Raw genomic sequence first — 12591 nt, forward strand, 5'->3', positions numbered from 1 at the left:
TTCACGTGAAACGGGCGAGCGTTTCACGTGAAACAACCCCGGTCACTTCTTGCCGTCGAGTACCGCCTTCATGACGTTCTTGGCGATGGGGGCGGCGAGCTTGCCGCCCGCGATGTCGTCGCGGGTCGTGTCGGAGCCTTCGATGACCACGGCGACGGCGACCGGGGAGCCGTTGTCGGTCTTGGCGTAGGAGATGAACCAGGCGTACGGGTTGTCCTTGTTGTCCACACCGTGCTGGGCGGTACCGGTCTTGCCGCCGACGGTCACGCCGTTGATCTGCCCCGCCTTGCCGGTGCCGTCGGTGACCACGAACTCCATCATCTTCTGGAGTTTCTGAGCGGTGGCGGCCGACATCGGCTGACTCATCTGCTCCGGCTGGGTCTTGCTCAAGACGTCCACGTTCGGTGCCTGGAGCTGGTCGACCATGTACGGCTTCATCAGCTTGCCGTCATTGGCGACGGCGGCGGCGACCATGGCCATCTGGAGCGGGGTCGCGCGGTTGGAGGCCTGCCCGATGCCCGCCATGGCGTTCTGCGGGCGGTTGTCCTTCGGGTAGATGCTGGCGTCGGTGCGGACCGGGTTGAAGATCTGCTTGTTGAAGCCGAACTTCTCGGCCTCGGCCTTCATCTTCTCGTTGCCCAGGTCGGCGCTGATCTTGCCGAAGACGGTGTTGCAGGACCACTGGAGAGCCACCTTGAGCGTGGCGTTCTCGCAGGGGATGTCGCCCTCGTTGTTCAGCGGCTGGTGGGCGGTGTCCGGCAGGATGTACGGCACCGGCGACTTCGTCGGGTCGTCGATGCCGGAGTACAGGCCGTTCTCCAGGGCCGCGGCGGCGGTGACCACCTTGAAGGTGGAGCCCGGCGGGTAGGTCTGGCGCAGCGCCCGGTTCAGCATGGGCTGGTTCTTGTCGTCGAGCAGCGTCTTGTACGCCTGGCTGTCCTTGTTGCTGCTGCCCGCGAACACCGACGGGTCGTACGAGGGCGTGGAGGCCAGCGCGAGGATGGCGCCGGTCTGCGGGTTGATGGCCGCGACGGCGCCCTTCTTGTCGCCGAGGCCCTGGAAGGCGGCCTTCTGCGCGGCGCTGTTCAGGGTGGTGACGACGTTGCCGCCCTGCTTCTTCTCGCCGGTGAACATCGACAGCGTCCGGTCGAAGAAGAGCCGGTTGTCGGTGCCGGACAGGATGCCGTCCTCGATCTTCTCCAGCTGGGAGGCGTCGAAGATCTGCGAGGCGTATCCGGTGACCGGCGACCACATGGTGCCGTCCTTCCAGACCCGCTTGTACTTGAAGTCGGTGCCCGTCGACTCGGTGGAGCCGGTGATCGTCTGCCCGTCGGCCGTGATGATGTTGCCCCGCTCATGGGCGAAGCGCTCGATCTGGACGCGGCGGTTGTACTTGTGCGCGTTCAGCTCGTCGGCACGCACGTACTGGAGCCAGTTGTCGCGGATCATCAGCGAGAGGACGAGCAGCCCGCAGAAGATCGCGATCCGGCGCAGGGGCTTGTTCACGGGCGGACCACCTGGGTCATCTCGGCGTCGGAGGACGGGGCGGGGGCCGGGGCGGGACGGCGCGCGGTGTCGCTGATCCGGATGAGGATGCCGATCAGCGCCCAGTTGGCGATGACGGAGGAACCACCCTGGGCGACGAACGGCATCGTCATACCGGTCAGCGGGATCAGGCCCATCACGCCGCCGGCGACGACGAAGACCTGGAGCGCGAAGGCGCCGGACAGGCCGATCGCGAGCAGCTTGCCGAACGGGTCGCGGGCGGCGAGCGCGGTGCGCACACCCCGCTCCACGATCAGGCCGTACAGGAGGAGCAGCGCCATCATCCCGGCCAGGCCGAGTTCCTCGCCGACGGTGGACAGGATGAAGTCGGCGTTGGCGGCGAAGCCGATGAGGTCGGAGTTGCCCTGGCCGAGGCCGGTGCCGAGGGTGCCGCCGGAGCCGAACGACATGATCGCGTCGCCGATCTGCTGGCAGGCGCCGGTCTTGTCGGTCTTGTAGCAGGCGAACGGGTCGAGCCAGGCGTTCACACGCGACTGGACGTGCGGCTCGAACGAGGCCACCGCGACCGCGCCGACCGCCGACATCACCAGGCCGAACACGATCCAGCTGGTGCGCTCGGTGGCGACGTACAGCATGACGACGAACAGGCCGAAGAACAGCAGCGAGGTACCGAGGTCGGTCTCGAAGACCAGGATCAGGATCGACAGCGCCCAGATCACCAGGATCGGGCCGAGGTCGCGGCCGCGCGGCAGATACAGGCCCATGAAGCGGCGGCTGGCCAGCGCGAGCGCGTCCCGCTTCACCATCAGATAGCCGGAGAAGAAGATCGCGATGATGATCTTCGCGAACTCACCGGGCTGGATGGTGCCGAGCCCGGGGATCGAGATCCAGATCTTCGCGCCGTTGACGGCGGGGAAGAACATCGGCAGCACCAGCAGGAACAGCGCCACCGCCATCGAGATGTAGGTGTAGCGCTGCAGGATGCGGTGGTCCTTGAGCAGCAGCAGCACGCCGATGAACAGGGCCACACCGATCGCGGTGTACAGCAACTGGTGGGGGGCGTCCGGCGAGAACTTGCCCCAGGCGTTCTTGGCGCGCTGGATCAGCCGCGGCGACTGGTCGAGCCGCCAGATCAGCACCAGGCCGAGCCCGTTGAGCAGCGTCGCGAGCGGCAGCAGCAGAGGATCGGCGTACCTGGCGAACTTGCGCACCACCAAGTGCGCCACACCCGCCATCAGGCCGAGGCCCAGACCGTATCCGAGCATGCCGGAGGGGAGCTTGCCGGTCATGGCAAGCCCCACGTTGGCGTACGCGAACACCGGGATGGCCACCGCGAAGATCAGCAGGGCCAGCTCGGTGTTGCGGCGGCTCGGTGCTTCGATCGCGCCAATGGTGGTGGTGTTGGTGACAACGCTCATGGTGTGGAAAGGCCCCCTACGGCTGCCTACTGCTTACCGCACTGCGAGACCAGCTTCTGCTCGTCCTCCGAGAAACTGGGGCCGGGTGTGGGAGATGCGGTGGTGGCGGTCTTGTTGGACGGGGCGCTGGTGGCGCCCGTGCCGGGCTTCTGGGCGTTGTTGCCCTCGGCGGCCCGGCGCTCCTCCTCCTTCTTGCAGGCGGACGCCTGCGTCGCGAACTCCCGGATCTTGGCCTGCGCCTTGTCGAGGCTGCTCGCGGCGATCGTCGAGTCGATCTGGTTGCGCTGGTACTGCGGGAGGTACTTGAGTTCGATCTCGGGATGGTCGGTCTCCACCTTGGAGAGCTTCACCCACGCCAGGTCCTGGCTGATGCCCCGGTACAGCGCCACGTGCGGAGTGCCGTCGCTGTTGGTGCCGATGAAGTACTGCGTCTGCGTCCAGCGGTAACCGCCGTACAGACCGCCACCGACGACCGCCAGGGCCAGCACGATGTACAGCGACCTGCGGATCCAGCGGCCCTTGCCACGCCGGCGCGGCTTGACGAAGTCCTCGTCCGTGTACGAACCGAACGCGCCCTCGGGCGGGGCGCCGTAGCCGCCGCCTTCCTCGCCGCTGCCGGGCGGGCCGAAGCCACCCGGGGGGGAGGGCGCGGGACGGCCGAGCCCGGAGGCCCGGCCCGCCGGGGTCTGCATGGCGCCGCCGTCGTTCAGCTGCAACTGGTTCTCGGCGACCGCGCCCACGATGACCGGAGTGTCGTTGAGCCGGCCCGCCAGGGTGTCCCCGGAGTCGACGTCCAGCACATCGGCGATGATCACCGTGATGTTGTCGGGGCCACCACCGCGCAGCGCGAGCTGAATCAGCTCCTGCACGGTCTCCTGCGGGCCCTGATAGCTGGCGAGGGTCTCCTCCATCGTCTGGTGGGAGACCACGCCCGACAGACCGTCGGAACAGATCAAGTACCGGTCTCCGGCCCGCACTTCACGGATCGACAGATCGGGCTCGACGTGGTCGCCACTGCCCAGGGCACGCATCAGGAGCGAGCGCTGCGGGTGAGTGGTGGCCTCTTCCTCGGTGATGCGGCCCTCGTCGACCAGGCGCTGCACCCAGGTGTGGTCCTGGGTGATCTGGGTGAGGACGCCGTCGCGCAGCAGATAGGCACGCGAGTCGCCGACGTGCACCAGACCCAGGCGCTGGCCCGTCCACAGCAGAGCGGTGAGCGTGGTGCCCATCCCCTCCAGCTGCGGGTCCTCCTCGACCATCATGCGCAACTGGTCGTTGGCCCGCTGCACGGCCGTGCCGAGCGAGGTCAGGATGTCGGAACCGGGTACGTCGTCGTCGAGCGTGACCAGGGTGGAGATCACCTCGGAGGAGGCGACCTCACCGGCGGCCTGACCGCCCATGCCGTCGGCGATGGCCAGGAGACGGGGACCGGCATAGCCGGAGTCCTCGTTCCCCTCGCGGATCATGCCCTTGTGCGATCCGGCGGCGAAACGCAGGGAGAGACTCATGCGCACCTCGCCTGTCGGCTCGGGGTACGGCCGGTCATGTCGAGCCACACTGCCCACCCTCCGGTCGGGAGCCCGTCCCGGTCCCTGAGGACCGCCGCGGCTCGCTCGCTCCGCTCGCTCATTGTCGTACTACTTCCGCAGCTCGATGACGGTCTTGCCGATGCGGATCGGCGCGCCCAGCGGAATCGGGGTCGGGGTGGTGAGCCGGGTCCGGTCCAGATAGGTGCCGTTGGTGGACCCGAGATCCTCGACGATCCAATTGCCGTCCCGGTCCGGGTAGATCCTGGCATGGCGGCTCGACGCGTAATCGTCGTCCAGGACGATCGTCGAATCGTGCGCCCGGCCCAGCGTGATGGTCTGGCCCTGAAGGGCGACCGTGGTGCCGGTGAGGGTGCCCTCGGAGACGACCAGCTTGGAGGGGGCGCCGCGGCGCTGGCGCCCGCCACCCCCCTGCTGCTGGCCGCGCTGCGGCGGCGGCGCGGCGGCCGCGGCCGCCTGCCGGCCGGTCTGCTGCTGCCGGTTGGCCTCATTGCCCCGGCGCGAACCGCGCTGGGTGACGCGCGTTCCGAACAGATCACTGCGAATGACCTGAACGGCCACGATGACGAACAGCCACAGTACGGCGAGGAAACCCAACCGCATGACCGTGAGGGTCAGCTCTGACATTGCCCCCGCTTCACCCTTCGGCTTGCCGGTAAACGATGGTGGTGCTGCCCACGACGATCCGCGAGCCGTCGCGGAGCGTAGCGCGGGTGGTGTGCTGCCCGTCCACCACGATGCCGTTGGTGGACCCGAGATCCTGGATCGTCGGGGGCGTTCCGGTCCGGATCTCACAGTGCCGGCGCGAGACGCCGGGATCGTCGATCCTCACATCCGCATCGGTGCTGCGGCCAAGGACCAGAGTCGGGCGGGAGATCTGGTGGCGGGTGCCATTGATCTCGATCCAGCGTCGCACCTGGCCGTGTCCGCCCGGCATCGGCCCCGGACCCGCCGGGCGGCGGTCGGCGGGCGAAACGTTCGGACGGCCCGGAGGCGGCGCCGCGGGCATGGGCGGGGCCGCCGCGGCCGGCGGATAGCCGTAGCCACCACGACCGCCCTGCGGGGCCACGGGCGCGGGACGCTGCGGGGCGCCCGGACCGGGGCCGGGGCCCTGCTGGTCGGTACTGGACGCGAGCGTGCGGCTGCGCACCCGGTACAGACCGGTGTCGAGGTCCTCGGCCTTCTCCAGGTGCACCTTGATGGGGCCCATGAAGGTGTAGCGCTGCTGCTTCGCGTAGTCACGCACCAGGCCGGACAGTTCGTCACCGAGCTGACCCGAGTACGGGCTGAGCCGCTCGAAGTCCGGAGCACTCAGCTCGACGATGAAGTCATTGGGGACGACCGTGCGGTCCCGGTTCCAGATCGACGCGTTGTTGTCGCACTCGCGCTGGAGCGCGCCGGCGATCTCGACGGGCTGGACCTCGGACTTGAAGACCTTCGCGAAGGTGCCGTTGACCAGGCCTTCGAGACGCTGCTCGAAACGCTTCAGGACTCCCATGGGGCACCTCCTCCGTCGTTGTCGTCCTGGTCTTGCTGCCGGTTCTGCTCTGGGTCGCTCTCTTGGTACTGCTTACTGATCGTATCCACGCGTCGGGAAATCGGCTGGTTCCCCTTCTGTGCCCTGTGGACGAGTGTCACCTCTCACACGCACCTCTCGTACGGATCGTAGAGGTGGCTTCCCGACAGTGTCCCGCACCTCGGGTGCACTCAGGAGGAGCGGGTAACCATGCCGGGGGTTGCCTCTCTCCTGACCTCCTCCTCCCCACCAGGGTCACCGCAAACAACGGATGTGAATCCACCCTGTCCAGCGTGCTAATCTTCTCGACGTCGCCAGGCAATCGCACCGAAAAGTGAGAGAGCCCAGCACACCACTCTTGCGCGAGTGGCGGAACGGCAGACGCGCTGGCTTCAGGTGCCAGTGTCCTTCGGGACGTGGGGGTTCAAATCCCCCCTCGCGCACAAGTCGGAAGCCCCGCAGATCCCCGGATCTGCGGGGCTTCTGTCGTCTCCGGGGTTCCCGGGACGCTGCCCCGTTCCGGGAAGTCTGCGCGGTTTCCGTGGTGTCACCACCCTCGGTAGGTGTGCTCACCCGTCTCGGTAGGTGTGCCCGATCAGCTCCCTGTCCGTGTGCCCAGTCCGAGCGTTCTGTGTCACGCCGGAACCCGCCTTCTTCCACGCCCGTCGCCCTTTCGCGTTTCCGTGGCCTCTGTCCCTCTGTGTCCTATGTCGCGTTCCGCTTCGGCACACCGCGTCGGGCCCACGACGGCCGAAGGGGCTGGAGCAACCGCTCCGGACCACCCCCCGGGTGGCCCGAAGCGGCCGCGAGACCTTCGTCGTGGCGGGGCGCGACGAAAGAGAACCGTGCGGCCCGGCGCGTGCTGCCTAGGGTGCGGGCGTGAATGTGTCATCGAGGGCCCGTACCGCATGGCGCCTGCTGAAGGGGCCCGAACCCTGGACGCGGCGCCGGATCGTCGGCGAGACCGCGCTCGCCCTCACGCTCGCCCTGCTGGCGGGCGCGTTCGCCCTGCTCGCCGGAGGGCCCCCGCGGGTCGCGGCCGTGGCCGTCGGCGTCGCGCTGTTGTCGCTGCTGCGCCGCTCCCTGCCCACCGGCGTACTGCTCGCGGCCACCGCCCTGTCCGTGACCACCCCCGAATCCGCCCCGCTCCTGATGGTCGCGGCCTGGTCGGCGGGTCGGCGCGTCATCGGCGCCGGGCGGGCCCTCGCCGCCTTCACGGGCGCCTTCGTCATCTACCAGGCGCTGGGCGTCATCACCCTGTGGCCCATTCCGCAGCCCCTCCTCATGGGCGTCTTCAGCACCCTGTTCTTCCTGGCGGTGGCCGTCGTACCCGGGCTCACCAGCCGGTACTGGTCCCAGCGGCGCACCCTGCTGCGTGCCATGCGGGAGCACAACGCCCAGTTGCTGCGCGAACGCGCGATGGTCGCGGGGCAGGCCCGGCTGCGCGAACGCCAGCGCATCGCGCAGGACATGCACGACAGCCTCGGCCACCAGCTGGCGCTCATCTCCGTGCACACCGGCGCCCTGGAGGTCGACCCCGAACTGACCGGCCGCCAGCGCGAGGCCGTAGGGGTGCTGCGGCAGGCGTCGGTGACCGCCATGCACGAGCTGCGCGAGGTCGTCGGCATCCTGCGCGACGGTGTCGAAGCGCCCGCGGCGCCGGACGGCGCCCAGCCCGCCGCCCGTGGCACCGCCGGGATCCAGACGCTCGTGGCGGCCGCACGGGCCGCCGGAAACACCGTCGAACTGCGCGCCGGGGGCGATCCCCGTCCACTGGCCGCCGCCGGTGACCACGCGGCGTACAGGATCGTCCAGGAAGCCCTCACCAACGCCTACAAGCACGCGCCGGGCGCCCCCATCACCGTGGAACTGCGCTACGAACCGGACTCCTTCGTCGTGGAGGTCGTCAACGGTGTCGTCGACCGCGCCGCCGCCGGACAGGCCGGCGAAGTCGTCAGCGGAGGACAGGGCCTGACCGGGCTGCACGAGCGGGCCCGCCTCGTCGGCGGCATGGTGCACACCGGCCCCACCGACGACGGAGGCTTCCGCGTCGCGGGCGTCCTGCCCTACGGGACGGCCGACGCCGCGACCTTGGTCGATGCCCCCGACGACTTCCGGCAGCAGTCGTCCGCCATGGCGTCCGGTGACGGTGATTCGGTCGTGGACTGGAACATCGCGGAGAAGGAGCTGGGCATGGGCGGCAGGAGCAGGGCCGGTGGCGTCGCGCTGGGATGCGGCATCGCCGTGGGAGCGGTGGTGCTGCTGGCGATCGCGGCCGGAGTCGGGCTGTTCTTCCTCGTCGGGTCGGCCAAGAAGGGCATGATCGACCCGTCCGAGTACGAAAAGATCAAGGTCGGCGCCGCAGAGTCGGAGGTCCGCAGCCAACTCCCGGACGGCGACACGGTATTGACCGCCGGACTCGCCGGAAAGGGCCCCGCCACACCCGAAGGCTCCCAGTGCCTGGTCCTGATGTCCTCCGAGACCGGCGACACCCTCAAGACCGAACCGGTGTTCCGCTTCTGCTTCCGGGACGGCAAGCTGATCGAGAAGAAGTCGTACGACGTGGCGCGCTGACGGCGTCGCCGGCGGCCTTGGGGCGGCTCAGGACGGCCCGGACAGGGGCGGTCGGCGACGGCCCTTGGTGGTCGCGGGCGGCCGGGGTTGGCCCGGCGGCGTGATGGACGGGATGCGGAACGGAATGTGGGTGTGGGCGTGACGGGCCAGACGGGCGTGCCGGGACCGCACATCAGGGTGGTCATCGCCGACGACGAGCCCCTCATCAGGGCCGGAATCCGCATGATCCTCACCTCGGACCGGGAGATCGACGTCGTCGCGGAGGCCGCCAACGGCCGCGAAGCCGTCGAACTCGCCCGCTCCCACGCCGTGGACGTGGTCCTGCTCGACATCCAGATGCCCGAGATGGACGGGCTGAGCGCGCTGGCCGAGCTGCGCCGGACCGTCCCGGCGGCGCGGGTGATCATCCTCACGACGTTCGGGGAACGGGAGAACGTCCTGCGCGCACTGGAGCACGGCGGCGCCGGATTCCTCCTCAAGGACACCGCACCGGCGGAACTGATCCGTGCGGTACGAGCCGCCGCGGCCGGCGACGCCTACCTCTCGCCCGCCGCCACCCGGCACGTCGTCGACCAGCTCGCCACCGGCCGGGCCGCGGCCCGCGCCGAAGAGGCACGTCGCCGGGTCGGCGTGCTGTCCGAGCGCGAGCGGGACGTTCTCGCCCTGCTCGGCGAAGGCCTCTCCAACGCGGACGCGGGCAAGCGGATCCACATGAGCGAGGCCACGGTGAAGACGTACGTGAGCCGGATCCTGGCGAAGCTGGACTGCGAGAACCGGGTCCAGGCAGCGCTGCTCGCCCGTGACGCGGGGCTGTAGGGGGAGGCGGGGGAGGGCGCGGTGGCGGGTGGGACGGGGTTCCGGGACAGGGGGCCGGGAACCTTCCACGGCCTGCCTCGCGGGCGCTGGGGCCGCCGGGTTGTTCCGGTGGAGCCGCGTCGTTTCACGTGAAACAGCACCGGGTTGTGGGCCGTCACTCGGAGTTATCCACAGGGGCAGACGGCTTTCCGCCGACGCCGGTACCGTCAGAGGCAGTTGAGCTCTCGGCCTTGATCGAGGGCACCGCACCAGGCTGCACGAGACGGGGGAGGCGACACGCTATGAGCGAGGTCGAGGCGGTGGTTCCGGCACAACGGGCCGGAGCGGAGGACGGGCGGGGACGGATCCCTCACGTCCCCGGCTTCGCCCACCACACGCAAACGGCGGGCGCGGGGCGCCGCCGGGCACAGGGGTCGCCGAAGGCCGAGGGGAAGGCGCTGCGGAGCCGGTTCCCGCGCGCCTCGCACGACTCGCTGCTGCTCTCGGGGGACCGGCCGGACGCCGTCCGCGCGGTGGAGGAATCCAACACGGGCCGGGTGCCCGAGCTCGTGCCGATACGGGTGGGCCGCATGGCCGCGAGCCCCTTCGCGTTTCTGCGCGGGTCCGCCGGGCTGATGGCGCACGACCTCGTCGGTACGCCCGTCACCGGCGTCGGCGCACAGATCTGCGGTGACGCACACGCGGCCAACTTCGGCCTGTACGGGGACGCACGCGGCCGCCTCGTCATCGACCTGAACGACTTCGACGAGACCGCCACCGGCCCCTGGGAATGGGACGTGAAACGGCTCGCCGCCTCCCTGGTCCTGGCCGGCCGAGAAGCGGGCGCCGACGAACACACCTGCCGGGCCGCGGCGTTCGACGCCGTCGGGGCCTACCGCCGCACCATGCGCCTGCTCGCGAAACTGCCGGTCCTCGAAGCCTGGAACGCGATAGCCGACGAGGAACTCGTCTCCCACGCGGACGCCCACGACCTGGCCGGCGCCCTGGAGCGGGTCTCCAAGAAGGCCCGCAACAACACCAGCGCACGCTTCGCCGCCAAGGCCACCGAACAGGAGGAAGACGGCAGCCGGCGCTTCGTCGACGCACTCCCGGTGCTGCGCCGCGTCACCGACACCGAGGCGGCCGCTGTCGCCGCCTCCCTGGAGCGGTATCTGAACACCCTGCCCGAGGACCGGATACCGCTGCTCGCCCGATACGCCATCCACGACGTGGCCTTCCGGGTGGTCGGCACCGGGAGCGTCGGAACACGGTCGTATGTGGTGCTGCTCCTCGACCACCGCGGCGAGCCGCTGGTGCTCCAGGTCAAGGAGGCTCGGCCGTCGGCGCTGCTTCCGCATCTGGCCAAGGCCGGGTTCAAGACGCCCGAGCCCGGGCACGAAGGCCGCCGGGTGGTGCTCGGCCAGAAGCGGATGCAGGTGGTCAGCGACATCCTGCTCGGCTGGACCACGGTGGGTGAACTCCCCTACCAGGTGCGGCAGTTCAGGAACCGCAAAGGCAGCGTGGATCCGGCCGCCCTCGCTGCCGACCAGCTCGACGACTACGGCCGTATGACGGGCGCGCTGCTCGCCCGGGCGCACGCCCACAGCGTCGACCCGCGGCTCATAGCCGGGTACTGCGGAAAGAACGAGGAGCTCGATGAAGCGGTGGCCGCCTTCGCGGTCACCTACGCCGACCGCATGGAGGCCGACCACGCGGTCCTGGCCGCCGCCGTGCGCGACGGCCGCATCGCGGCGGAGCTGGGGGTCTGAGGGGGCTGGGTGGGGCCGGCTTGGGCTGGGCGGGGGTGGCTGGGGTTGCCGGGGAGGGCGGGGGTGGGGGGCGGGGGGTTGGGGGGAGGGGGAGGGCCCCCGCCCCGTCCGCCCGTACGCTGGACCGGTGACGGACGAAGCTGCCGGCGGTACGACTGCCCGGAACGAGGACCCGCAGACCGCCCCGCCGAGTGCGGGGGGCGAGCCGGAGACGCCGCCGGGTGCGGGGGGTGAGCCCGGGGCGCCGTCGGGTGCGGGGGGCGAGCGGCCCGAGGCCCGGCTTGAGCGGGCGGTGCGGGCGGCCGAGCAGGCGCTGATCGAGTTCGAGATCGCGGTGGAGACGTTCCGGGTCGAGGTGGAGAACTTCTCCCGGCTGCACCACCAGAAGCTCGGCCCGATGTACGCGCGGCTCGATGAGCTGGACGCGCAGCTCGCCGAGGCCAGGGCGTTGCAGAGCGGAGACCCGGAGGATCTGCGCAAGGCGCAGGAGGCGCGGGCGGCGGTCATGCCCATGCCTGGGGTCGAGGAACTCTTCCACGACTGGATGGACTCCGACGGGCTTTCCCCCGAGGCGGCCTCGATGCTGACCGACCAGCCGGTGCGGCCGCCCAAGCGGGTCCGGCCGAGCGAGGAGGTGCGCAGGCTGTATCGCGAGCTGGCCCGCAAGGCGCACCCGGATCTGGCGCAGGACGAGGAGGAGCGGGCGCGGCGGGACGAGTTCATCGCCCGGGTCAACGCGGCTTACGGCCGCGGTGACGAGGCGCTGCTGCGGGAGCTGGCCGAGGAGTGGGCGGCCGGGCCGGCGCCGGCGGAGGCGCGGCCCAGCGAGAGCGATGAGCTGTACGCGCGTCTGGAGTGGCTGAGCCGGCGCAAGGAGCTGCTGTCGCTGTTGGCCAGGGAGCTGGAGGACAGCGCGATCGGTTCGATGCTGCGCATGGCGCCGGACGACCCGGACCGGCTCCTCGAGGAGATCGCGGAGCAGTTGCTGGCCGAGGTGGCCGGTCGTGAGGCGGAGCTCGCGAAGCTGGTGCAGTAGCGTTTGAGGGACCTGCCGGGTTCGTACGAGAGAAGGCATGACCCATGAATTTCGCCCAGCTTCCCTCGGTGGATGTCGCGGCCGTGCCGGCCGACGCCCTGGTGCTCGATGTCCGCGAGGACGACGAGTGGGCGGCGGGGCACGTCGAGGGTGCGTTGCATGTGCCGATGAGCGAGTTCGTGGCCCGTTTCGGTGAGGTGACCGAAGCGGTGGCGGATGGGCGCCGGGCGTATGTGATGTGCCGGGTCGGCGGACGGTCGGCGCAGGTCACGCAGTATCTGGTGCAGCAGGGCATCGACGCCGTGAATGTCGACGGCGGCATGCAGGTGTGGGAGGCCGCGGGCCGCCGGGTCGTCGATGCCCAGGGCGCTGTCGGCACGGTCGTCTGACCCCCTCCTCTTCCCCTCTGCCTTCCTCTCCCGGGCCGCCG

The 12591-nt window shown here is 70.1% G+C and carries 10 protein-coding genes and 1 tRNA gene; 6 read left to right on the plus strand and 5 right to left on the minus strand.

What is annotated here, in order from left to right; all coding sequences use genetic code 11:
- Positions 1-42 precede the first annotated feature (42 nt).
- The 5 genes from N4G70_RS27755 to N4G70_RS27775 all read right to left on the minus strand — a co-directional run bounded on the left by N4G70_RS27755 (position 43) and on the right by N4G70_RS27775 (position 5969).
- Positions 43-1506, minus strand: coding sequence for a penicillin-binding transpeptidase domain-containing protein (locus N4G70_RS27755; protein ID WP_261715470.1), 1464 nt, complete (start codon positions 1504-1506; stop codon positions 43-45).
- On the minus strand, positions 1503-2924 hold the full coding sequence (locus tag N4G70_RS27760) for an FtsW/RodA/SpoVE family cell cycle protein (protein WP_261715471.1): 1422 nt from the start codon (positions 2922-2924) through the stop codon (positions 1503-1505). The genes N4G70_RS27755 and N4G70_RS27760 overlap by 4 nt, the downstream gene beginning before the upstream one ends.
- A gap of 26 nt (positions 2925-2950) precedes the next feature.
- Positions 2951-4432 carry a Stp1/IreP family PP2C-type Ser/Thr phosphatase gene (locus N4G70_RS27765; RefSeq protein ID WP_261715472.1) on the minus strand — a complete coding sequence of 494 codons (1482 nt, stop codon included), beginning with the start codon at positions 4430-4432 and terminating at the stop codon, positions 2951-2953.
- A gap of 129 nt (positions 4433-4561) precedes the next feature.
- Positions 4562-5098 (minus strand): FHA domain-containing protein, encoded by a 537-nt coding sequence (locus N4G70_RS27770; protein WP_261715473.1) that lies wholly within the window; start codon positions 5096-5098, stop codon positions 4562-4564.
- Positions 5099-5108: 10 nt separating this feature from the next.
- A complete protein-coding gene (locus N4G70_RS27775; RefSeq protein ID WP_261715474.1) occupies positions 5109-5969 on the minus strand; it encodes a DUF3662 and FHA domain-containing protein in 861 nt (286 codons plus the stop codon).
- 378 nt (positions 5970-6347) lie between these two features.
- On the opposite strand from N4G70_RS27775, the gene N4G70_RS27780 reads away from it, so the two are divergent.
- The 6 genes from N4G70_RS27780 to N4G70_RS27805 all read left to right on the plus strand — a co-directional run bounded on the left by N4G70_RS27780 (position 6348) and on the right by N4G70_RS27805 (position 12550).
- Positions 6348-6430 (plus strand) — tRNA-Leu (locus N4G70_RS27780).
- Between the two features lie 436 nt (positions 6431-6866).
- The gene (locus N4G70_RS27785) at positions 6867-8561 is read left to right on the plus strand and encodes a sensor histidine kinase (protein WP_399037087.1); all 1695 of its coding nucleotides are present in this window, start codon (positions 6867-6869) and stop codon (positions 8559-8561) included.
- A 156-nt stretch (positions 8562-8717) separates the two neighbouring features.
- A complete protein-coding gene (locus tag N4G70_RS27790) occupies positions 8718-9377 on the plus strand; it encodes a response regulator transcription factor (protein ID WP_261715578.1) in 660 nt (219 codons plus the stop codon).
- A 281-nt stretch (positions 9378-9658) separates the two neighbouring features.
- Complete coding sequence (locus tag N4G70_RS27795) at positions 9659-11125, plus strand: DUF2252 domain-containing protein (protein ID WP_261715475.1); 1467 nt, start codon at positions 9659-9661, stop codon at positions 11123-11125.
- A 127-nt stretch (positions 11126-11252) separates the two neighbouring features.
- Positions 11253-12161, plus strand: coding sequence for a J domain-containing protein (locus N4G70_RS27800; protein WP_261715476.1), 909 nt, complete (start codon positions 11253-11255; stop codon positions 12159-12161).
- A gap of 44 nt (positions 12162-12205) precedes the next feature.
- Positions 12206-12550 (plus strand): rhodanese-like domain-containing protein, encoded by a 345-nt coding sequence (locus tag N4G70_RS27805; protein ID WP_261715477.1) that lies wholly within the window; start codon positions 12206-12208, stop codon positions 12548-12550.
- The last annotated feature ends 41 nt before the right edge of the window (positions 12551-12591 follow it).

The sequence above is a fragment of the Streptomyces sp. ASQP_92 genome (assembly GCF_025399895.1).
GTDB lineage: Bacteria > Actinomycetota > Actinomycetes > Streptomycetales > Streptomycetaceae > Streptomyces.

What these genes read in the sequence shown, in the direction of transcription:
- N4G70_RS27760 (WP_261715471.1), bottom strand. Translation starts at nt 2,924, where the DNA reads ATGAGCGTTGTCACCAACACCACCACCATTGGCGCGATCGAAGCACCG.
- N4G70_RS27765 (WP_261715472.1), bottom strand. Translation starts at nt 4,432, where the DNA reads ATGAGTCTCTCCCTGCGTTTCGCCGCCGGATCGCACAAGGGCATGATC.
- N4G70_RS27770 (WP_261715473.1), bottom strand. Translation starts at nt 5,098, where the DNA reads ATGTCAGAGCTGACCCTCACGGTCATGCGGTTGGGTTTCCTCGCCGTA.
- N4G70_RS27775 (WP_261715474.1), bottom strand. Translation starts at nt 5,969, where the DNA reads ATGGGAGTCCTGAAGCGTTTCGAGCAGCGTCTCGAAGGCCTGGTCAAC.
- N4G70_RS27795 (WP_261715475.1), top strand. Translation starts at nt 9,659, where the DNA reads ATGAGCGAGGTCGAGGCGGTGGTTCCGGCACAACGGGCCGGAGCGGAG.
- N4G70_RS27805 (WP_261715477.1), top strand. Translation starts at nt 12,206, where the DNA reads ATGAATTTCGCCCAGCTTCCCTCGGTGGATGTCGCGGCCGTGCCGGCC.